This window comes from Piscinibacter defluvii (genome assembly GCF_004011805.1).
Taxonomy (GTDB): Bacteria; Pseudomonadota; Gammaproteobacteria; order Burkholderiales; family Burkholderiaceae_C; genus Piscinibacter; species Piscinibacter defluvii.
The window spans coordinates 369,763-391,595 of the sequence record NZ_RCHJ01000004.1 but is presented as its reverse complement, the minus strand read 5'-3'; the positions used below and the strand labels follow the sequence as shown (position 1 = coordinate 391,595).

General features: G+C 72.3%; 18 protein-coding genes. 4 read left to right on the top strand and 14 right to left on the bottom strand.

All coding sequences use genetic code 11. From position 1 onward, the window contains the following. Position 1: 1 nt before the first annotated feature. Positions 2–742: a Crp/Fnr family transcriptional regulator gene (locus D9C15_RS14405; RefSeq protein WP_164886729.1), complete on the bottom strand. Its 741-nt coding sequence runs from the start codon at positions 740–742 to the stop codon at positions 2–4. A 199-nt stretch (positions 743–941) separates the two neighbouring features. Between D9C15_RS14405 and mtoX the strand changes: the two genes are divergently transcribed. The 4 genes from mtoX to D9C15_RS14385 are packed head-to-tail and all read left to right on the top strand — an operon-like array spanning position 942 to position 4,619. Next, complete coding sequence (gene mtoX, locus D9C15_RS14400) at positions 942–2,264, top strand: methanethiol oxidase (protein WP_127998352.1); 1,323 nt, start codon at positions 942–944, stop codon at positions 2,262–2,264. Next, positions 2,261–2,941 (top strand): SCO family protein, encoded by a 681-nt coding sequence (locus D9C15_RS14395; protein WP_127998350.1) that lies wholly within the window; start codon positions 2,261–2,263, stop codon positions 2,939–2,941. Before mtoX ends, D9C15_RS14395 begins: the two co-directional genes overlap by 4 nt. A 58-nt stretch (positions 2,942–2,999) precedes the next feature. Continuing rightward, positions 3,000–4,094 (top strand): cytochrome-c peroxidase, encoded by a 1,095-nt coding sequence (locus D9C15_RS14390; RefSeq protein ID WP_127998348.1) that lies wholly within the window; start codon positions 3,000–3,002, stop codon positions 4,092–4,094. A gap of 48 nt (positions 4,095–4,142) precedes the next feature. Continuing rightward, the gene (locus tag D9C15_RS14385; protein WP_127998346.1) at positions 4,143–4,619 is read left to right on the top strand and encodes a c-type cytochrome; all 477 of its coding nucleotides are present in this window, start codon (positions 4,143–4,145) and stop codon (positions 4,617–4,619) included. A 65-nt stretch (positions 4,620–4,684) separates the two neighbouring features. Here D9C15_RS14385 and D9C15_RS14380 read toward each other — a convergent pair whose 3' ends face one another. The 13 genes from D9C15_RS14380 to D9C15_RS14320 all read right to left on the bottom strand — a co-directional run bounded on the left by D9C15_RS14380 (position 4,685) and on the right by D9C15_RS14320 (position 21,825). Next, the gene (locus tag D9C15_RS14380; protein ID WP_127998344.1) at positions 4,685–4,939 is read right to left on the bottom strand and encodes a hypothetical protein; all 255 of its coding nucleotides are present in this window, start codon (positions 4,937–4,939) and stop codon (positions 4,685–4,687) included. 247 nt (positions 4,940–5,186) lie between these two features. Beyond that, complete coding sequence (locus tag D9C15_RS14375; protein ID WP_127998342.1) at positions 5,187–7,121, bottom strand: sigma-54-dependent Fis family transcriptional regulator; 1,935 nt, start codon at positions 7,119–7,121, stop codon at positions 5,187–5,189. A 60-nt stretch (positions 7,122–7,181) separates the two neighbouring features. Then, a complete protein-coding gene (locus D9C15_RS14370; protein ID WP_127998340.1) occupies positions 7,182–7,886 on the bottom strand; it encodes a lipoyl protein ligase domain-containing protein in 705 nt (234 codons plus the stop codon). A 7-nt stretch (positions 7,887–7,893) separates the two neighbouring features. Next, positions 7,894–9,003 carry an acetoin dehydrogenase dihydrolipoyllysine-residue acetyltransferase subunit gene (locus D9C15_RS14365; RefSeq protein WP_127998338.1) on the bottom strand — a complete coding sequence of 370 codons (1,110 nt, stop codon included), beginning with the start codon at positions 9,001–9,003 and terminating at the stop codon, positions 7,894–7,896. Then, complete coding sequence (locus D9C15_RS14360) at positions 9,003–10,019, bottom strand: alpha-ketoacid dehydrogenase subunit beta (protein WP_127998337.1); 1,017 nt, start codon at positions 10,017–10,019, stop codon at positions 9,003–9,005. The genes D9C15_RS14365 and D9C15_RS14360 overlap by 1 nt, the downstream gene beginning before the upstream one ends. 17 nt (positions 10,020–10,036) lie before the next feature. After that, a complete protein-coding gene (locus tag D9C15_RS14355) occupies positions 10,037–11,020 on the bottom strand; it encodes a thiamine pyrophosphate-dependent dehydrogenase E1 component subunit alpha (RefSeq protein ID WP_127998335.1) in 984 nt (327 codons plus the stop codon). 17 nt (positions 11,021–11,037) lie between these two features. Further along, a complete protein-coding gene (locus D9C15_RS14350) occupies positions 11,038–12,108 on the bottom strand; it encodes an ATP-NAD kinase family protein (protein WP_127998333.1) in 1,071 nt (356 codons plus the stop codon). A gap of 138 nt (positions 12,109–12,246) precedes the next feature. Further along, positions 12,247–12,687 carry a CBS domain-containing protein gene (locus D9C15_RS14345; RefSeq protein WP_127998331.1) on the bottom strand — a complete coding sequence of 147 codons (441 nt, stop codon included), beginning with the start codon at positions 12,685–12,687 and terminating at the stop codon, positions 12,247–12,249. 23 nt (positions 12,688–12,710) lie between these two features. Continuing rightward, positions 12,711–13,766, bottom strand: a complete 1,056-nt coding sequence (locus D9C15_RS14340) for a 2-oxoacid:ferredoxin oxidoreductase subunit beta (RefSeq protein ID WP_127998329.1) — start codon at positions 13,764–13,766, stop codon at positions 12,711–12,713. Positions 13,767–13,776: 10 nt separating this feature from the next. After that, entirely contained in the window at positions 13,777–15,594 is a 1,818-nt protein-coding gene (locus D9C15_RS14335) for a 2-oxoacid:acceptor oxidoreductase subunit alpha (protein ID WP_127998327.1), read from the bottom strand. After that, positions 15,591–17,429 carry an FAD-dependent oxidoreductase gene (locus D9C15_RS14330; RefSeq protein WP_127998325.1) on the bottom strand — a complete coding sequence of 613 codons (1,839 nt, stop codon included), beginning with the start codon at positions 17,427–17,429 and terminating at the stop codon, positions 15,591–15,593. Before D9C15_RS14330 ends, D9C15_RS14335 begins: the two co-directional genes overlap by 4 nt. A 149-nt stretch (positions 17,430–17,578) precedes the next feature. After that, positions 17,579–21,166, bottom strand: a complete 3,588-nt coding sequence (uca, locus tag D9C15_RS14325; RefSeq protein WP_127998322.1) for an urea carboxylase — start codon at positions 21,164–21,166, stop codon at positions 17,579–17,581. Further along, positions 21,166–21,825 carry an urea amidolyase associated protein UAAP2 gene (locus D9C15_RS14320; RefSeq protein WP_127998320.1) on the bottom strand — a complete coding sequence of 220 codons (660 nt, stop codon included), beginning with the start codon at positions 21,823–21,825 and terminating at the stop codon, positions 21,166–21,168. Before D9C15_RS14320 ends, uca begins: the two co-directional genes overlap by 1 nt. Positions 21,826–21,833: the final 8 nt, after the last annotated feature.

Here is a 21,833-nt window from a genome sequence, read left to right as displayed (position 1 = left end):
CTCACTGCGGCGCCGAGCGGGCCAGGGCGCGCAGCGCGGCGGGGTCGCGCACGGTCAGGGCGTAGCCCTTGACCTCGAGGATGCCGTCGCGCGACAGGCGCGACAGCGTGCGCGACAAGGTCTCCGAGGTGGTGCGCAGCTGGCGCGCGATGGCCTGCTTGCGCTCGCCCAGCACGAGCTGCGGCGCCGGCCCCTCCTCGCCCTGCGCGGCGAGCTGGCGCAGCAGCCAGCGCGCGAAGCGCACCGGCACGTCGGCCCCGGCCAGCTCCTGCAGCGTGTCGTTCAGGCTGCGCACGCGCTGCGCCAGCACGCCGGCGAACGCCTGCGCGAAGCCCGGGTCGGCGGCGCAGGCCTCGTACAGCGCCGACAGCGGCACCGCCAGCAGTTCGACCGGCGTGTGGCAGACCGCGTGCTCGAGCCAGCCGCCATGGCCCGACAGGGCCCCGGCCACGTCGAGCCACTCGCCCGGGCCGATCCAGCGCTGCTCGGTGACGGCGCCCTCGGCACTGCGCGGACCCAGGCCGATGCGGCCGCTGCGCAGCAGCCACCACGAGGGCTCGGGCCGGCGCGGCGAGGCCACCGTCAGCGGGCCGGCGCCGCAGCGCACCAGGCGTGTGGCCTCGAGCAGGCGCTGCAGCACGGACTCCGGCACCACGGCCGGCGCGAAGGCGCTGCGCAGCAGCGCACCGTCCGACACGTCCGGCCAGGGACCGGGGGCGACGGCACGGACGGGTCGCAGCATGGGGCGGGCGTGATCGGCGACGGGGGTATGCAGCATGGGGATCCTCCGACGAGGGGAGAGGCGTCGGGCCACTGTGCCCGCTGCCATCGCGCGTGGTTTTGTCCGAACACAAAATGTTTTCGGCACGGGCCGCGGCATGGTGATAAAAAGTTCTTCACGTGAGCCCCCCGGGGCCACGACGACAACGAGGAGACACCGCATGCAGATCACCACACGAGGGGCCGCGCTGCTGGCCGCGGCCGCCATCGCGGCACCGGCGCTCGCCGACGAAACCTGCAACTCGCCCTACATGGCCAAGCTGATCAAGGGCCAGGAGGACTTCGTGCACGTCTGGACGCTGGGCGTGAAGGGCCTGGGCGACGGGCGCGACAAGCTGGTCACGATCGACGCCAACCCGGCCTCGAAGAAGTACGGCCAGGTGATCCACCAGGTCTCGGTGCCGGGCCGCGGCGAGGCGCACCACATGGGCTTCACCGACGACCGCCGCTACCTCTGGGCCGGGCGGCTGGACGACAGCAAGATCTTCGTCTTCGACATGCTGCGGCCCGACCGGCCCAAGCTCGTGAAGACCATCGCCGACCTGCCGGCCAGGACCGGCTTCGTCGGCCCGCACACCTTCTACGCGATGCCCGGGCGCATGCTGGTGCAGGCGCTGTCGAACACCAAGGACCATGGCGGCGTCACCGGCATGGCGCTGTTCAACAACCGCGGCCAGGTGGTGCAGAAGATCCCCATGCCCACCGGCGAGCTCGGCGGCGTGAAGGGCGACGGCTACGCCTACGACATCGGCATCAACCCGGCCAAGAACGTGATGCTGACCTCCAGCTTCACCGGCTGGAACAACTACATGATGGACCTCGGCAAGCTGGTCCAGGACCCGGAGGCGATGAAGCGCTTCGGCAACACCATGGTGCGCTGGGACGCCAAGGCGATGACCCCGCAGCAGGTGTTCAACGTGCCGGGCGCGCCGCTGGAGATCCGCTGGTCGCTCAAGGAGGGCGACGACTGGGCCGTCGTGGCCACCGCGCTGACCTCCAAGATCTGGCTGATCAAGCCCGATGCCGGCGGCCAGTGGCAGGCCAAGGAGGTGGCGACGATCGGCGACCCGGCCAAGATCCCGCTGCCGGTGGACATCAGCATCACCGCCGACGGCAAGGGCCTGTGGGTCAACACCTTCATGGACGGCACGACGCGCTACTTCGACCTCAGCAACCCCGAGGCACCGAAGCAGACCTACGCCAAGGTGACCGGCAAGCAGGTCAACATGGTCTCGCAGAGCTGGGATGGCAAGCGTGTCTACATCACCTCCTCGCTGCTGGCCAACTGGGACAAGAAGGGCGACGACAACGAGCAGGTGCTGCGCGCCTACGACTGGGACGGCAAGGAGCTGGTGCAGAAGTTCGAGGTCGACTTCACCCGGCTCAAGCTCGGCCGTGCGCACCACATGAAGTTCACCGCACGACCCTCGGGGCAGACGCTCGCGCAGGCGCAGGCGCAGGCGCAGCGCCTCGCCGCGAGGTGAGCCTGCGGCGGCGCGCACTGCTGGCCGCGGCGCTGGCACCGGCCGCGGTGCGCGCGGCCGGCGACGCGCCGGGGACGGCGCGCCGGCCCGATCCGGCGCGCCTGCCTGCGCCGGGCCAGTACACGCTGCCGCGCCTGTTCGCCGCACCCGACGGCACGCTGCTCGACCCCGACGCGCGCAGCGTGCGGCTGCACCGGCTGCTGCGCGGGCGGCTCTCGGTGGTGTCGTTCGTCTACAGCTACTGCCGCGATCCGGACGGCTGCCCGCGCGCCTGGGCCGTGCTCGAGGCCGTGCAGGCCGCGCTGCGGGCTGACGCGGCGCTGGCGCGCGATGCGCAGCTCCTGAGCATCAGCTTCGACCCGACCCACGACACGCCGGCGCAGCTGCGCCTGCTGGCCGCCGGGCGAGCGGGCGATGCGCAGGTGCGCTGGCAGTTCCTCACCGCGCCCTCGGTGCGCGCGCTGCTGCCGATCCTGGCGGGCTTCGGCCAGGACGTCAGCGTCGAGACCGATGCCGCCGGCCGGCCCACCCGCACCCTGAACCACCTGCTCAAGCTGTTCCTGGTCGACGCGGCGCTGCAGGTGCGCGAGGTCTACGGCGTCGCCACGCTGGCCAGCGAGGCGGTGCTCAACGACCTGCGCACGCTGCAGCGCGAGGCCGCGGCGGCCCGGCCATGAGCGCGCCGGGCCGCTCCCAAGCGCGAATCCCGGAGCCCGCAGGGCGGAGGGTGGTCCAGTGAACCGGCGGAGCGTCGCGGCCGGCCTGCTGGCACTGCTGGGCGCCGCGGCGCAGGCGGCCGACCCGGCGCTCGGCCTGCCGCCCCGCCCGGCGCCGCCGGCGGCGCTGGCGGCGCTTGGCCAGAAGCTGTTCTTCGAGCGCCGGCTGGCGGTCAACGGCACCCTGTCCTGCGCGATGTGCCATGTGCCGGCGCAGGGCTTCACCGCCCACGAGCTGCGCACCTCGGTCGGCATGGAGGGGGTCAGCCTGCGCCGCAACGCACCGACGCTGTGGAACGTCGCCTGGGTCGAGCGCCTGTTCGTCGACGGCCGTGCGGCCAGCCTCGAGGCGCAGGCGCTGCAGCCGCTGGTGCACCCGGACGAGATGGCCAACCCGAGCCTCGCCGCGGTCACCGCACGACTGGCCGGCTGGCCCGAGTACCGGGCGCCCTGGCGGCGCGCCTTCGGCGACGCGAACATCACGCCGGCGCGCCTGGCGCGTGCGCTGGCGGCCTACCAGCGCACGCTGGTGGCGGCCGGTTCGCCCTTCGACCGCTGGCGCTGGGGCGGCCAACCCACGGCGCTGGATGCCCAGGCGCAGCGCGGCTTCACGCTGTTCGCCGAGCGCGGCTGCCTGCAGTGCCACCCGATGGGGGCGCGCGATGCGCTGTTCAGCGACGGTGCCTTCCACAACGTCGGCGTGCAGGCGCGCAGCGAGGCCGCCCGGGCGCAGCCGGTGGCGGTGGCCCTGGCGCCCGGGCTGGCCACCGAGATGACGCCGGCCGAGCTGGCGCGCATCGGCGTGCCCGACGCGCCCGACCGCGGGCGCGAGGAGGTCAGCGGCGATGCACGCGACCGGCGCGCCTTCCGCACCCCGAGCCTGCGCAATGTCGCGCTGACCGCGCCCTACATGCACGACGGCTCGCTGGCCACGCTCGACGCGGTGCTGGACCACTACGCCGCCGGCGGCTGGCCGCAGGACGCGGCGCAGGACCCGCGCATCCGTCCGTTCGCGCTGCCGCCGGCGGACCGCGCGGCGCTGCTCGCCTTCCTGCGCTCGCTCACTTCACCTGTCGCGGCTGATCTTCTTCAATCCGATTCCCCGGCGCGCTGAGCAGAATCGGCGCAGGCCCGGCCTTCCGCCGGGCATGCAGAGGGCACGATGCGCAGATTCGGGATCGTTGCGGCCGCCATCGCGGCCGGGCTCGCCGCCGGTTGTGCGGTCGAGTGGCAGAACCGCGAACCGGCCCGGGAGATTGCGCAGTCCGCGCGGCTGCCGGGCTCGGTCTACACCGGCTGGCGCGTGTTCCAGGACCGCTGTGCCGGCTGCCACGGCCCGGCCGCCACCGGCACCGCCAACGCGCCGAACCTGCTCGAGCGGGTGCAGGAGATGGGGCCGAGGCGCTTCGTCTCCCTGGTGCTGCGCCGCTACGACTGGGCGCTGCCGGCCGGCGAGCTGCGCGCCGAGGGCGCGGCGCGCGAGGCGCTGGTCGAGAGCGTGCTGGAGCGCCGCACCGGCGCGCTGATCATGCCGGCCTGGCAGTCCGAGCCGGAGGTCAACGCGCACATCGCCGACCTGTACGCCTGGCTGTCGGCTCGCGCGCAGGGCACCCAGGGGCCGGGGCGGCCATCGCCCTAGGGCCTGTTCGTCGAGTCACGCGAGCCCTCGCGTCGTGTGACGAACGGCTCCTGGGCGGCCCCGTGTCAGGACCCGAGCCCGGTGGGCACCGTGTCGCGTCCGAGGTCCGCAGGGACCGTGTCGCGCGTGAGATCGGCCGGCACCGTGTCGCCGCCGAACAGGAGCGCCCATTGCGACGGCGTCAGCTCCATCTCGTGCACCTCGGGCTGTCGCGGCTCCAGGCCGGTGCGGCGGTCGTGGCCGTCGGGCGGGCCGTTGTCGCGATGGCGCCGGTCGTGACCGGAACGTCTGTCGAGGGCGGGGGCGGGATCGCGTTTCATCGTCGCGGCAGGTCGGGAGCCGGGCTCCAGGGTGAATCTTCCCTCGGCGCAGGGGCGTCGCGGCGCGGCCGCGCGCGCGATCTGCGCAATAGATCGCGTTCCGGCGCACCGCGATCGCCGGGCGGCCACGGGCCGGCTCGTCATGAGTGCTGGCCATCGGGCACAACTCGTCGGCCCATGCGGCGTCCAGCGGCCCTGGATCGGGCTGCCCAGCGCGGCGCCGAGCGTCCGATGCCGGATCGCGCCGTCAGTGCGACGGCTCGCGGATGCCCCAGCGCTTCATGCGCCGGTAGATCGTCATGCGCGCCACGCCGAGCTGGTGCGCCACCGCGCTGACGTTCCAGCCGGCGGCGCGCAGGTACTGCAGCAGCAGCTGGCCCTCGGGTGGCAGCATGCCCGGCGCGGGGCCGGGCCCGGCCTCGGCCGCCCCGGCCGGTGCACCGACGATGCTGTCGGGCAGCTCGGCCAGGCCGATCGTGCCGCCCTCGCCGGCCATCGCGCTGGCGTAGTCGACCACGTTCTTCAGCTCCCGCAGGTTGCCCGGCCAGGGATGGTGGCGCAGCCACTGCTCGGCCTCGGGCGCCAGCGTGACCGGGCGGCCCGTCTCGCGCAGCAGCTTGTGCACCAGCCACGGCAGGTCGCGCCGCTCGCGCAGCGACGGCAGCGCCAGGTGTGCGCCGGCGAGGCGGTAGTACAGGTCGTCGCGGAAGCGCCGCTCCCGCACCAGCTGCTGCAGGTCGGCGTGCGTGGCGGCGATCACGCGTACCTCGACCTTGGTTGCCTTCGTCGCGCCGATGGGCAGCACCTCGCGCTCGGCCAGCACGCGCAGCAGCCGGGCCTGCAGCGCCAGCGGCATGTCGCCGATCTCGTCGAGGAACAGCGTGCCGCCGTCGGCTTCCTGGATCAGCCCGCGCTTGCCCCTGGGCGACGCGCCGCTGAAGCTGCCGGGCAGGTGCCCGAACAGCTCGCTCTCGATCAGCGTCTCCGGGATGGCCGCGCAGTTGACCGCCACGAAGGGCTTGTCGCGCCGCTGGCTGGCGCGGTGCAGCGCCTTGGCGAAGTACTCCTTGCCGCTGCCGGTCTCGCCGGTGATCAGCACGCTGACCGGGGTGTCGACCAGCTTGGCGGCGCGCAGGATCTGCCGGTCCAGCGCCGGGTCGCCGCCCGACAGCTCGGCCAGCGGCGCGGGCACCGCCGCATCCGGCGCGGGCGCGACCGCGGCCGACGTGGCCGACCGGGCCGGCGGCGGCACCGCATGCAGGAACAGCAGCCGGCCGCTGCGGGCCAGCGTGATGCCCCGCCGGTCGCCCGGCATGGCACGCAGGAAGCGGCCGAGGTCCTCGAGCCGCGCGTTGAACAGCTGCTCGAACGGCAGGCCGAGCACCGTGCTGCCGGTCTCGGCCTCGAGCAGCAGCTGCGCGGCGCGGTTGTGGCCGACGATGCGACCGGCCAGGTCGAGCGCGACCAGGAAGTCCGGGCTGATCTCGACGAACTCGGGCGAGGGGTGCAGCTTCAGCACCCAGTCCTTCCGGAACCAGCGCAGGAAGTTCGCGTTCTCGACCCGGTTCGCGTAGACCTTGACGAGCTGCAGCGCGAGGTGCTGGCTGCTCTTGGCCTGCGGCGAGGTGAGCGCCGAGATGTCGAGGATGGCGTTGAGCCGGCCGAGCGGGTCGTACACCGGCGCGGCGGTGCAGGTCAGCGGGATGTGGGTGGCGTCGAAATGGTCGCCCTGGTGCACGGTGAGCGCCTGGCCGGTGGCGATCGCGGTGCCCACGCCGCAGGTGCCGGCGTGGTGCTCGCTCCAGTCGCTGCCGAGGTAGAGGCCCGCGCGGCGCAAGGTGGCGTCGAGCTGCAGGTCGCCGATGAAATCCACCGTCACGCCGCGGGCATCGGTCAGCAGCACGCAGTAGCCCATGCCGGCCACCTGCTGGTAGAGCGACTCCAGCCCGTGCCGCGCGATGTGCAGGAACTCCTCCAGCCGGTCGCGGTGCTCGCGCACCCGCGGCGAGGGCAGGATGATGGCCTCCTGCATGCGTGTCGGGTCCAGCCCGTGCTCGTGCACGCAGCGCGACCAGCTTTCGCGGATCACCGCGTCGGGCAGCTGCGCCGGGTCGGCCAGCGGCAGGCCATCGCCGGCCAGGCGCATCACCGCGTGGATGTGCTCGCGCTGCAGGGCTTCCATGGTCTGTCTCCGGTGCGGGCGTCTGGCGCGCCCGTGGAAGTCGGCGTGAAGCCGTCGACTCTACTCCCCGCGCCTGACGATGCGGGCGAACTGCTCGGCGATCACCTGCAGGCAGCGGGGTTCGATGTCGCCGCCTGCCGCCTCGCGCGCCACGCTGGTCAGCGCGTCGGCGCGGTAGCGCGTGGCGGTGCCGAGTGCCTGCTCGAAGGCGTTGGCGCGCGCGGTGAGCGCCTCCGGGTCGGCCGTGACCACGATCACCGCGTGCGCCAGCACCACCGGCACGCCGGCCACGCGTTTCCAGGCCTGCGCCGTGCCGACCAGCTTGCGCCCGCCGACCGCGAGGTTGAAGCGCCCGTCGCAGAACGAGCCTTCCACCGGCTGCGCGCTGGCCGCGATGCCGAGCCGCGCGAAGGCGGCGGCGAGCGCCTCGCACAGCGCTTCGTAGACCGCATCGGTGCCGCTCGGCGTCGCACCGGGCGCGGGCCAGGCGAGGCTGAGGTTCCACAGCCCCTCGCCCTGCGGCACCAGCCCGCCGCCCGAGGCGCGCACCTGCACCGCGCCCGCGGGCCGGGCCGCCACCGCCGCGGCCCAGCCGGGCAGTGCGGTGTAGCGGCGCGGCACGACGAGGCAGGGCTCCCCGCGCCACAGGTGCGCGCTGGCGCGCCGCAGCTCCGCGCAGCGCGCCAGCCACTCGGCTTCGGCGGCGATGCCGTCGGGCAGCGGCTGCTCGTGGATCGTGACGAAGCCGAATCGCGGGAGACTCACCCCGCGATCATGCCCCGATGTGCGACCGCAGCAGCGCGTTGACGTCGCCGGCCTTCTCCATCATCACCATGTGGCCGGCGTCGTCGAAGACACGCACCGTCGCGTGCGGCGGCGCGTTCTTCGCATGTTCGGCCGGAATCACCTGGTCCCGAGCGCCCCACACCACCAGCAGCGGCTTGCCGGCGAGATCGCGCAGCGGCGTCGCCGCCTGGCGCCCGCCCTCGAACAGCGCGCCGTGCAAGGTGCCGAGCAGCTCGGTCACGCCGTCGAGGCGCTTGTATCGGAGCAGGTCGTCGACCAGCGCGCGGCTGACGAGCGAGGGGTCGGCGAACAGCAGCTCGACCACCGGCTTCAGCTCGCGCCGCGACTCGGCCTCGACGAAGCCGCGGGTGTAGTCCGCATTGACCTCGTCGCCCAGCCCGGCGCTGCCGAACACCGCGAGCGACTCGACCCGCGGTGCGTGGTCGCGCGCCAGCTGCGCCGCGATCGCCCCGCCCATCGAGTGCCCGACCGCATGCACGCGCTCGACGTCGAGCTGGTCGAGGAAACGCGCCACGAAGCCGGCCAGCTCCGCCAGGCTCGCACCCGGCAGCCTGGCGTCGGACTGGCCGTGGCCCGGCAGGTCGAGCGCGATCACCGGCGCCACCTCGGCCAGCGCGTCGATGTTGAACAGCCAGTTGCCCAGGTCGCCGCCGAAGCCGTGCAGGAACAGCACCGGCACGCCGCGCTCGGGCCCGCGGCGCGCGTAGCGCACGCGCAGGCCGTCGACGTCGGCGAAGGCGTAGGCCTCGCCGGCTTCCTCCTCGTCCTCGCCGGCGGCCGGCACCACGTAGGCGGCAATGAACGCATCGATCTCCGCGTCGCTCACCTCGGGCTCGGCCAGCACGCCGAGCAAGGCCTTGACCGGCAGGGTCTCGCCCTCCTGCGCCACCTTGCGGCGCAGCAGGCCGGGGTCCGGCGCCTCGACGGCGTTGCTGATCTTGTCGGTCTCGACGTCGAGCACCGGCGTGCCGACTTCCAGGCGCGTGCCCTCGTCGACCAGCCAGCCGGCCACCGTGCCTTCGCGCATTTCCAGCCCCCACTTGGGCATCACCAGGGGCGTGATCCGATCGCTCATCAGTGCTTGCTCCCGCCCATCGTTCGCTTCACGGCCGCGGCCACATGCGCCGCGCTCGGGATGTAGAGGTCCTCCAGCACCGGCGAGAACGGCACCGGCACGTGCGGCGGCGTGACCATCTCGATCGGCCCCTTGAGCGCCGAGAAGGCCTGCTGCGCCACCTGGGCCGACACGTCCGCGGCGATGCTGCAGCGCGGGTTGGCCTCGTCCACGCACACCAGCCGCCCGGTCTTCTCGACCGACTCGAGCACGGTGTCGATGTCCAGCGGGCTGAGCGTGCGCAGGTCGATCACCTCGGCCTCGACGCCCTCCTTCGCCAGCGCGGCCGCCGCGTCGAGCGCGCGGTGCACCATCAGGCCGTAGGTGACGATGGAGACATGCTTGCCGTCGCGCACCACGTTGGCCTCGCCGAACGGGATCGCGTAGCTCGCCTCGGGCACCTCGCCCTCGAAGCCGTAGAGGTTCTTGTGCTCGCAGAAGATCACCGGGTCGTTGTCGCGGATGCTCTGGATCAGCAGGCCCTTGGTGTCGTACGGCGTGCTCGGGCACACCACCTTCAGGCCCGGGATGTGGGTGAAGAGCGGGGTGAGCATCTGCGAGTGCTGCGCCGCGGCGCGGAAGCCGGCGCCGACCATCGCGCGGATCACCACCGGCGTCTGCGCCTTGCCACCGAACATGTACTTGAACTTCGCCGCCTGGTTGAAGATCTGGTCGAAGCACACGCCCATGAAGTCGATGAACATCAGCTCGGCCACCGGGCGCATGCCGCAGGCGGCCGCGCCGATCGCCGCGCCGATGTAGGCCGACTCGGACAGCGGCGTGTCCATCAGCCTGTCGCCATGCTTGGCGTACAGGCCCTTGGTGACGCCGAGCACCCCGCCCCAGGCGTCGCGCTCGCCGTCGCCGCCGGCGCCGCCGACGATGTCCTCGCCCATCACGATGACCGACGGGTCGCGCGCCATCTCCTGGTCGAGCGCCTCGTTGATCGCCTGCTTCATGCTGATCTTGCGTGCCATGTGCGTTCTCCCAGGGTTCAGTACTTGACGTAGACGTCGGTGGTCAGGTCGGCGGCGGTGGGCAGCGGCGCGGCCTTGGCGGCGAGCACCGCCTGCTCGATCAGGCCCAGCACCTCGTGGTCGATCGCCTGCAGTTCGGCCGCGCTGATCACGCCGGCCGCGGTGACGGCCGCGGCGAACTTCTTCAGGCAGTCCTGCTCGCTGCGGATGCGCTCGAGCTCGCCGGCGCCGCGGTAGGTCTGCGCGTCGCCCTCGAAGTGGCCGTAGAAGCGCACCATCTTGCATTCGAGCAAGGCCGGGCCGCCGCCCTGGCGCGCGCGATTGATGATCTCGCCGGCCGCCTCGTGCACGGCGAAGAAGTCGGTGCCGTCGACCGTGACGCCGGGCAGGCCGAAGCCCGCGGCGCGGTCGACGTAGCTGTCCACGGCCACGCCGTAGTCGCGGCTGGTGCTCTCGGCGTAGCCGTTGTTCTCGACGACGAAGATCGCCGGCAGGTTCCACACCGCCGCGAGGTTCAGGCTCTCGAGGAAGGTGCCCTGGTTGCTGGCGCCGTCGCCGACGAAGCTGATGGCGACTTCGCCCTTGCCGCGGAACCGGGCCGCGAGCGCCGCGCCGCACACCAGCGGCGCGCCGGCACCGAGGATGCCGTTGGCGCCCATCATGCCCTTGTCGAGGTCGGCGATGTGCATCGAGCCGCCCTTGCCTTCGCAGGCGCCGCCCTTCTTGCCGTAGATCTCCTTCATCATCGAGACCACGTCCACGCCCTTGGCGATGCAGTGGCCATGGCCGCGGTGCGTGCTGGCGATGCGGTCGCCGTCGCCCAGGTGCATCATGATCCCGGTGCCCGCGGCCTCCTCGCCGGCGTACAGGTGCACGAAGCCGGGGATGTCGCCGCGGCCGAAGTCGACGTGCAGCCGCTCCTCGAACTCGCGGATCGTGCGCATCGTGCGGTAGGCCTGGAGCAACTGCTCCTTGGATTGCGGGAACGCTTGTCCTGCCATGGTTGGTCTCCTTTGGGTCAGCGGGGGGAAATCGAAGAACGGAACAGCCCGTCCCGGGCCGCGACGCTCATGCAGCGCGTGACGTCCAGCGTGCGGAACGCGTCCTCGCGCAGGGTCATGGTCACGCGCTCGCCGGGCTCGAAGGCGAGCTCGCGCTCGCCGTCCAGCGCCACGGTGCCGGCGTCGTGTGCGACGACCAGCGGCTCGTCGGCCACCATGCGCTGCCAGGCGGCGATCGGCACCGGGCGCACGAGACCGGGCGCGATCGGCACGTGCAGGTCGAGCAGCGCGTGTTCGGCATCGTGGGCGAGCTGCACCGCGAGGCCGCCGCGCTCGCGCCGGCCCACCGGCTGCAGCAGTCCGCCGATGGCCGACAGGCCGATCGCCTGCGCCTCGGCGAACGCGAGGTAGCACGCCGCGAGCGACTGCGGCTTCCACAGCGCGCGGGCGCCGACGCTGCGGTCGTGCGTGACGACGGCGTCGACGATCGCGACATCGCGCCGCGTGCCACCGGGCCCGGCCCGGCCAGCGATCTGCACCTCGATCAGCTTGTTGGTCGTCAGCGCCTCGTCGGCCGCGATGCGGCCCGAGGCATAGAGGCCGACCGCCAGCCCGGTGATGGTGGGCTCGCGCATTTCGGGGAAGGCGTTGTTGGTGCCGGTCGACAGCCCGGCGATCGGCAGGCCCGATCCGCCCTCGATCAGCTCGCGCACCACCGCGCGGTGCGTGCCGTCGCCGCCGAGCACGACGATCGCGGCGACGCCGGCGCGCTGCAGCAGCCGCGTGGCGGCGAAGCTGTCCTCGACGGTGGACTCGGGTTCCATGTCGAGGAACTCGATAGCCGGCAGCGACGGATCGCCGCGCTTGAGGTGGCGCTCCAGCAGCGCGCGGATGCCGCCGCGGTCGGGCATCAGCAGCGCGCGCTGCACGCCGGCGGCCCGCGCCGCCTGCAGCAGCCGCAGCACGATGTTGACCCGGTCGGTGATCTGCAGGTTGCCGGCATGCGCAACCACGCGCCGGATGTCGCGGGCCGAGACCGGGTTGGCGACCACGCCGATGGTGATGGGGGGTTGTGACACGCCCCTCATCAGCGCAACCGGCGTGCCCGGCGGTGGGCCGCAGGCGGTTTCCCTCGTGGACTGCGGGTTGGCCCGGGGTCGCCCGGGTGTCACGCTGAGACAGGTGTCACACCCCCGGGGTGCGACGCGCCGCCCCCTCGCCGCCGCTCAGCCCAGCGAGTCGTTCACCTGCTCGTTGAACTCGGCCAGGCTCACCGCCGCGCCGATCTCGCGCGGCAGCGCGTCGCGCGCCGAGAACACGCCGAGGATGGTGTTGCCCTCGCCGACCACCGGCAGGTGGCGGAAACCGCGCTCGAGCATGATCAGCACGGCGTCCTCCACCTTGGTGTTGGGGCCGATGCAGCGCGGGTTGGGCGTCATCACGCTCGCCAGCGTGGTCGTCGAGGGGTCGACCGCCTTGGCCAGCACGCGGGTCATCAGGTCGCGCTCGGTGACGATGCCCAGCAGTTGCGTGCCCGCGCCGACCACCAGCACGCTGCCGCAGTTGGCGCGTGTCATCACGCAGGCGGCCTCGTGCACGCTGGCGGTGGGCGGCAGGCTGACGAGCAGCCGGCGCGGCATCGACTGGTAAACCGTGCGTTCGGTCATGACGGCTCCTTCGCGGCGCGGTTTCAGCGCAGGGCGGCGTTGATCTTCGCGAGCGTGGCGCCGCCCGGGCAGAGCTTGTCCGGCCCGAGTGCGTTCAGCGGCGTCGCGGTGGTGTTCAGCGCGGTGTGCAGGTCGGTGGCCAGCGGGTCGATGTAGAGCAGCCCGGTCAGCATCTCGCCATGCGCGGCCTTGCGCTGCATCTGGTCCAGCGCCGCGAGCCGGTCGGTCGGGTCGTAGTCGGCGGCGAGCTTGCGCAGCCGCAGCAGCGAGCCGTCGTGATTGGTCACCTCGATGGCCTCGCCGGGCGCATAGCTCGCGGTGATCTCCTGGCCCGGGGTGATGAAGTCGATCCGGCTCACCGCCTCGTTGTGCTGGCGCACGTAGTCGTAGCTCTTGGTGCTGCCGCCGTGGTTGTTGAAGGTGACGCAGGGGCTGATGACGTCGATGAAGGCGGCGCCGCCATGGGCCATCGCGCCCTTGATCAGCGGCACCAGCTGTTCCTTGTCGCCGCTGAAGCTGCGCGCCACGTAGGTGGCGCCGAGCTGCAGCGCCATGCCGACCAAGTCGACCGGGCTGTCGTGGTTCACCACGCCCTTCTTGCTCTTGCTGCCGAGGTCGGCGGTGGCGGAGAACTGGCCCTTGGTGAGGCCGTAGACGCCGTTGTTCTCCACGATGTAGGCCATGCGCACGCCGCGCCGCATCGCGTGGGCGAACTGGCCCAGGCCGATCGAGGCCGAGTCGCCGTCGCCCGAGACGCCCAGGTACAGCAGGCTGCGGTTGGCGAGGTTCGCGCCGGTCAGCACCGAGGGCATGCGGCCGTGCACGGTGTTGAAGCCGTGCGAGGCGCCGAGGAAGTAGTCGGGTGTCTTGCTGCTGCAGCCGATGCCGCTCAGCTTGGCGACGCGGTGCGGCTCGATGTCGAGCTCCCAGCAGGCCTGCACGATGGCCGCCGAGATCGAGTCGTGGCCGCAGCCGGCACACAGCGTGGAGATGCGGCCTTCGTAGTCGCGCCGGGTGTAGCCGACCTTGTTGCGGGTCAGCGTCGGGTGGTGCAGCCGGGGCTTGGCGATGTAGGTCATGCGGGGGCCTTCAGGCGAATTCCTTCTTCCACACCGTCGCCTTGCGGATCGCGCCGGCGATGAAGCGTGCGGTGATCGGCGTGCCGTCGAAGTGCAGCACGCGCACCAGCCTGGCCGGATCGATGCCGAGCTCGTTGACGAGCAGCGTCTGCATCTGCCCGTCGCGGTTCTGCTCGACGACGAACACCTTCTCGTGCGCGGCGATGAACTCCGGCACCACGGCGGGGAAGGGGAAGGCGCGCAGCCTCATCGCGTCGAGCAACACGCCCTCGTGCGCCAGCACCTCCAGCGCCTCGTGCATCGCCGGGCTGGTGGAGCCGAAGTAGATGACGCCGAAGCGGGTCGGCTTGCCCGCCTTCTTCACCACCGGCGGCGGCACCAGCGTGGCGGCAGTGCCGAACTTGCGCAGCAGCCGCTCCATGTTGTAGATGTAGTCGGGGCCGCGCTCGGAGTAGCGCGCGTAGGCGTCGCGCGTGGTGCCGCGGGTGAAGTACGCCCCCTTGCTCGGGTGCGTGCCGGGCAGCGTGCGCCAGGGGATGCCGTCGCCGTCCACGTCCTTGTAGCGGCCGAAGTCGCGGCCGGCCTCGAGCTCCTCGGCCGTCATCACCTTGCCGCGGTCGTAGGACCGTGCATCGTCCCATTCGAACGGCTCGCACAGGCGCTGGTTCATGCCGATGTCGAGGTCGGTCATCACGAACACCGGCGTCTGCAGGCGGTCGGCCAGGTCGAGCGCCGCGGCGGCATGCTCGAAGCATTCGTGCGGATCCTCCGGCAGCAGCAGCACATGCTTGGTGTCGCCGTGCGAGGCGTAGGCGCAGGACAGCAGGTCGGCCTGCTGGGTGCGCGTGGGCATGCCGGTGGACGGGCCGCCGCGCTGCACGTCGATGATGGTCACCGGGATCTCGGCGAAGTAGGCCAGGCCGATGAACTCGGTCATCAGCGAGACGCCCGGCCCCGAGGTGGCGGTGAAGGCGCGCGCGCCGTTCCAGCCGGCGCCGACCACCATGCCGATCGAGGCGATCTCGTCCTCGGCCTGCACGATCGCGAAGCGGTTCTGGCCGGTGGCCGGGTCGACGCGGTACTTCTCGCAGTACTTCTGGAACGACTCGGCCACCGACGACGACGGCGTGATCGGGTACCAGGCCGCGACCGTCGCCCCGCCGTACACGCAGCCCAGCGCCGCGGCGGCGTTGCCGTCGACGAAGATGCGCTCTCCCACCTTGTCGGCGTGGCGCACGCTCAGGCCGATGCTCGTGCCGCTCTTCGTGGCCCAGTCGCGCCCGAGGTTCAGCGCCTGCACGTTCGCGCCGAGCAGCCGTTCCTTGCCGCGGTACTGTTCGGCGAACAGCTTCTCGAACACGCGCACGTCCATGTCGAGCAGCACCGACAGCACGCCGACGTAGATGATGTTCTTGAACAGCTGGCGCTGGCGCGGGTCGGTGTACGCGTCGTTGGCGATCGCCGTCAGCGGCACGCCGATGACCTGCACGTCGTCGCGGAAGGCCGCGGGCGGCAGCGCACGGGTGCTGTCGTAGAGCAGGTAGCCGCCGGACTCGATCTCGGCCATGTCGGCGTCCCAGGTCTGCGGGTTCATCGCGACCATCATGTCCACGCCGCCGCGCCGGCCCGACCAGCCGCGCTCGCACACCCGCGCCTCGTACCAGGTGGGCAGGCCCTGGATGTTGCTCGGGAAGATGTTGCGCGGCGCCACCGGCACGCCCATGCGGATCACCGCCTTGGCGAACAGCTCGTTGGCCGAGGCCGAGCCGGAGCCGTTGACGTTGGCGAACTTGATGACGAAGTCGTTGACCGCCTCGATGCGCTTCATGCGATCACCTTCGGCTTGTGCGGCGTCTCGGCGGCGTCCCGGCAGCGCGGCCCCGCCTGCGTGGTGTGCAGCAGCATCTTCTGCATGTCCCAGGCGCCGGTCGGGCAGCGTTCGGCGCACAGGCCGCAGTGCAGGCAGACGTCCTCGTCCTTCACCATCACGCGGCCGCTCTTCAGGGCGGTCGAGACGTACAGGTCCTGCGTCAGGTTGGTGGCCGGCGCCTTCAGCCGCGTGCGCAGCTCGGCCTCCTCGCCCGGCGCGGTGAAGGTGATGCAGTCCATCGGGCAGATGTCGACGCAGCCGTCGCACTCGATGCAGGTGTCGCGGTTGAACACCGTCTGCACGTCGCAGTTGAGGCAGCGCTGCGCCTCGCCCCAGGCGGTGGCCTCGTCGAAGCCGAGCTCCACCTCGATCCTGATGCTCTGCAGCGCCCGCTCGGCCGCCGCCCAGGGCACCTTGTTGCGCGTAGCGATCGAGATGTCGTTGTCGTAGCTCCACTCGTGGATGCCCATCTTCTGCGACATCAGGTTGGCCTGCGGTGCCGGGCGCTGCGCCGGGTCCTCGCCGTTGAGCAGCCGGTCGATCGAGACCGCCGCCTCGTGGCCGTGGGCGACGGCGGTGATGATGTTCTTCGGCCCGAAGGCCGCGTCGCCGCCGAAGAAGACGTTCGGCAGCGTGGACTGGAAGGTGGTGGCGTCCAGCACCGGCAGCCCGTGCCGGTCGAACGAGATGCCGCAGTCGCGCTCGATCCACGGGAAGGCGTTCTCCTGGCCGATCGCCACCAGCACGGTGTCGGCGGCGACGAACAGGTCGGGTTCGCCCGTCGGCACCAGGCTGCGGCGCCCCTTGGCGTCGTACTCGGCCTTCACGCGCTCGAAGTCCATGCCGGTGAGCTTGCCGGCCTCGTGCAGCACGCGCCTGGGCACCAGGTAGTTGTGGATCTCGATGCCTTCGTGCAGCGCGTCCTCCTTCTCCCAGGGCGAGGCCTTCATCTCCTCGAAGCCGCTGCGCACGATCACCTTGACGTCCTTGCCGCCCAGGCGCTTGGCCGAGCGGCAGCAGTCCATCGCGGTGTTGCCGCCGCCGAGCACGATCACCCGCTCGCCGACGCTCGTGATGTGCCCGAACGACACCGAGGCCAGCCAGTCGATGCCGATGTGGATGTGGGCCGCCGCCTCGGCGCGGCCCGGCACCTCGAGCTCGCGGCCGCGCGGTGCGCCGCAGCCGACGAACACCGCGTCGAAGCCCTCGTGCAGCACGGCGCGCATCGAGTCCACGCGCTGGCCGCTGCGGAAGCTGACGCCGAGGTCGAGCACGCGCTGCGTCTCCTCGTCGATCACCGATTCGGGCAGGCGGAACTTCGGGATCTGCGAGCGCATGAAGCCGCCGGCCTTGGCCTCGCCGTCGAAGACGACGACCTCGTAGCCGAGCGGCGCCAGGTCACGCGCGACGGTCAGCGACGCGGGCCCTGCGCCGATGCAGGCGACGCGGCGGCCGTTCGGGGCGGCGCGCGACGGCAGGCGGCCGGCGAGGTCGCCCTTGTGGTCGGCGGCCACGCGCTTGAGCCGGCAGATCGCCACCGGCTCGGGCTTGGCGTCGGCGTTGTTCTCCTCGACCCGCCCGCGCCGGCAGGCGGGCTCGCAGGGCCGGTCGCAGGTGCGGCCGAGAATGCCCGGGAACACGTTCGACACCCAGTTGATCATGTAGGCGTCGGTGTAGCGGCCCTGGGCGATCAGCCGGATGTACTCCGGCACGGGGGTGTGGGCCGGGCACGCCCACTGGCAGTCGACGACCTTGTGGAAGTAGGCCGGACCGGCACGGTCGGTGAGTTGCACGCGCGTCTCCTGGGCAGCGCGGCCCGATGGGCGCCAGCGTGCCGTCGCGCCAGTCTAGGCAGGTGCCCGCGGCCCGGACTGCGGGCAAACGCGGAGAAACCCGCGGTCTCTGCGCAGCGTCAAGGTCCGGGCGGCTGCCGCCCGGCCGTTCAGGCCGGCTGGAGCACCGCCACCGCCTGCCCCGGCGCCACCGCCGCGCCCTCGCGCACCAGCAGCTTCAGCACCCGTCCGGCACAGGGCGCGGTGACGGCGAACTCCATCTTCATCGACTCGACGACCAGCAGCGTGTCCCCAGCCGCCACCTCGGCGCCGGGCTCGACCGTGCAGGTCCACACGCTGCCCGGCACCTGCGAGGCCACGGCGCGCGCGCCCTCGGGCAAGGCGCCGTCGTCGGCAGCGGCCGGAGCCTCGGTGTCGAGCGGGGCCTCGGTCTGCCCGGCCGCACGCCAGCGCTCGCGCTCCGCCTCGAAGGCCGCCCGGCGGCGCGCCTCGAAGGCGCCGATCTCGCCGGCATGCCGGTCGAGGAAGTGCCGGTAGTCGCGCAGGCTGAAGCTGCCGGGCTCCACCTTGAGCGGGTAGCGCCCGGCCGGAAAGTCGCGCCGGATGCGCTGCAGCTCCTCCTGGCTCACCGGGTAGAAGCGGATGCGGTCGAAGAAGCGCAGCAGCCAGGGCTTGCCGGGCTCGAAGTCGGCCGCGCCGCTCGCGGCATCGCGCCAGCGGTTCCACATCTGCAGCGTGCGGCCGACGAACTGGTAGCCGCCCGGGCCTTCCATGCCGTACACGCACAGGTAGGCGCCGCCGATGCCCACCGCGTTCTCCGGCGTCCAGGTGCGCGCCGGGTTGTACTTGGTGGTCACCAGCCGGTGCCGCGGGTCCACCGGCGTGGCCACCGGCGCGCCGAGGTAGACGTCGCCCAGGCCCAGCACCAGGTACTCGGCCTCGAAGACGATGCGCTGCACGTCCTCGATCGACTCGAGCCCGTTGATGCGGCGGATGAACTCGATGTTGCTCGGGCACCAGGGCGCGTCCGGTCGCACCGACTGCATGTACTTCTCGATCGCGAGGCGCGTGCTCGGATCGTCCCAGCTGAGCGGCAGGTGGATGGTGCGCGAGGGCACGACCAGGTCGTCGGTGCCGGCGAGCAGCGCGTCGGCGGCCAGCACCGCCTCGACGAGGCGCGCGCGCGGCAGCGCGGCCGGGTCGTAGTGCACCTGCAGCGAGCGGATGCCCGGCGTCAGGTCGACGATGCCTGGCAGCCCCTGCGCGCGCAGCGCCTCCATCAGCACCTGCACGCGCAGGCGCAAGGCGATGTCGAGCTGCAGCGCTCCGACTTCCACGAGCAGGTAGTCGTCGCCCGCCTGGCGCATCACGAGGGCGGGGCGCTCGTCGCTGCCGGCGCGCTCGGCGACGATGGTCGAGCCGCGCTCGACCACGAGCGTCGGCGCTGCCGCGGCGCGCAGCGTGCGGACGAACTCCTCCTGGGCCGCCAGCAGCGCCGCCGCCGTGTCGGCGCTCACCGCGTGGAAGCGCACCGTGTCGCCGGGCCGCAGCTGGCCCAGCTTCCAGCGCTCGGCCGAGACGATCACCGCCGGGCAGACGAAACCGCCCAGGCTCGGGCCGTCCGGGCCGAGGATCACCGGCATGTCGCCGGTGAAATCGATCGCACCGATCGCGTAGGCGTTGTCGTGGATGTTCGAGGGGTGCAGCCCGGCCTCGCCGCCGTCGGGCCGCGCCCATTGCGGCTTGGGGCCGATCAGGCGCACGCCGGTGCGGCTGGAGTTGTAGTGGATCTGCCAGTCGGTGTCGAAGAAGGTCTCGATGTCCGCGGGCGTGAAGAAGTCCGGCGCGCCATGCGGGCCGTAGAGCACGGCGATGTCCCAGTGGTGGCCGTAGGTGGGCGGCGTCTCGAGCGCGGCGGGCGCGACCTCGATCGCCTCGCCGACGTGCAGCAGGTCGCCCGCGCGCAAGGTGCGCCCGCCATGCCCGCCGAACTGGCCGAGCGTGAAGGTGCTGCGGCTGCCGAGGTAGGGCGGCACGTCGACCCCGCCGCGCACCGCGAGGTAGGCGCGGGCACCGCTGTCCTGCACCGCGCCGAGCGCGAGCACCGTGCCGGCCGGCAGCGCATGCGCGTGCCAGAGCGCAAGTGGCCGGCCGTCGGCCGTCACCGGCAGCGTGGCGCCGCAGACGGCCACGGTGCAGTCGGCATGCAGCTTCAGGGTCGGGCCGGAGAGCGTGCATTCGAGCGTGGCTGCATCGCCCGCATTGCCCACCAGCCGGTTGGCGAGGCGGTGCGCGAGCGCGTCCATCGGGCCGGAGGGCGGCACGCCCACGTCCCAGTGGCCCAGGCGGCCGGGCCAGTCCTGCACCGTGGTCTGCACGCCGGGCTCGAGCACCTCCAGCGCCTGCGGCGCCCAGGCCAGTTCGCCGAGCGTGCGGGTGACGACGCGCCCCTGCGCGAACACCTCGGTGGCGGCGATGGCGCGCAGGTAGCGCAGGTTGGTCTCGATGCCGGCGAGGCGCGTCTGCGCCAGCGCGGCGCGCAGCTTGTCGACCGCCTCCGCGCGGTCGCTGCCGGTGACGATCAGCTTGGCGACCATCGGGTCGTAGTGCGGCGGCACCTCGCTGCCGCGCACCACCCAGGTCTCGATGCGCACGTCGTCCGGGAAGCGCACGTCGGTCAGCAGGCCGGCACAGGGCTGGAACTGGCGCGCCGGGTCTTCGGCATAGAGCCGCACCTGGATCGAGGCGCCGCGCGGCGCGGGCACCTCGAGCGAGAGCGTGTCGCCGCGCGCCAGGCCGACCATCCATTCGACCAGATCGACGCGGGTCACCTGCTCGGTGACGCCATGCTCCACCTGCAGCCGCGTGTTGACCTCCAGGAAGTAGAACGTGCCGGTCTGCGCGTCCAGCACGTACTCCACCGTGCCGGCCGAGCGGTACTGCACCGCCTGCGCGAGCCGCACGGCCGAGTCGAGCAGCGCGCGGCGCGTCTCGGGGGCGAGGTGCGGCGCGGGCGTCTCCTCGATCACCTTCTGGTTGCGGCGCTGCGCCGAGCAGTCGCGCTCGCCCAGCGCCACCACGCGGCCGCGGCCGTCGCCGAACAGCTGCACCTCGATGTGCCGTGCATGCTCGACGAACTTCTCGAGGAACAGCCCCGCGTCCTTGAAGTTGGCCTGGGCGAGCCGGGCCACCGCGTCCCAGGCCGCCTCCAGCTCGGCCTCGCTGCGCACCAGGCGCATGCCGATGCCGCCGCCGCCGGCGGTGCTCTTGAGCATCACCGGGTAGCCGATGCGCGCCGCCTCGGCACGCGCCTGCGCCAGGTCGGCCAGCAGGCCGCTGCCGGGCAGCAGCGGCACCGCATGCTGCTCGGCCAGCGCACGCGCCGTGTGCTTCAGGCCGAAGGCGCGCATCTGCGCCGGGGTCGGGCCGATGAATCGCAGGCCGGCGGCCTCGCAGGCCTCGGCGAAGGCCGGGTTCTCCGACAGGAAGCCGTAGCCCGGGTGGATGGCGCCGGCCCCGCTGTCGCGCGCGGCCTGCAGGAGGCGCTCGACGTCGAGGTAACTCTGCGCCGCGCGCGGCGGGCCGATGCAGACCGCGGCATCGGCCAGCGCGACATGCGCCGAATCGGCATCGGCCTCGGAGTACACGGCCACCGAGCGCAGGCCCATGCGGCGCAGGGTGCGGATGATCCGGCAGGCGATCGCGCCGCGGTTGGCGATGAGGACGGTGTCGAACATCAGGCGGCCGGCGCGTCCCACAGCAGGAACTCGACCGGCGTGGGGTTGTAGGCGTTGCAGGGGTTGTTCAGCTGCGGGCAGTTGGAGACCAGCATCCACAGGTCGGTCTCGGCGCGCAGCTCGACGTACTTGCCCGGCGCCGACACGCCGTCGGCGAAGGTGAGCTGGCCCTCGGGCGTGACCGGCACGTTCATGAAGAAGTTGATGTTGGGCACCAGGTCGCGCTTGCCCAGGCCCACGTCGGCCTGCTGCAGCGCGAGCACGTAGTTGTCGCGGCAGCTGTGCATGAACTTCTTCTGCAGCGCGTAGCGCACCGTATTGCTCTCGGCCGCGCAGGCGCCGCCGAGCGTGTCGTGCCGGCCGCAGGTGTCGGCCACGATGGTGAGCAGCGGGCGGCCGAGGTTGCTCATCAGCACCGAGTCGGTGGTCAGGTAGATGCCGCCCTGGCGCAGCATGGTCGCGCTGGCGTCGTAGTGCTCGGCCAGGTCGTGGCGGGCGTAGAAGATGATGTCGACGGCCTGGTTGCCTTCGAGATCGACGATGCGCAGGGTCTGGCCCTGCGCGATCGCGGTGAACCAGGGTTCGCCGGCGGGCTGGCGGTGGCGGATCGTCGCGGCCTCGGGCTTCAAGGCACTTTCCTGCAGTCGCAGCGCAGTCATGTGTCTTT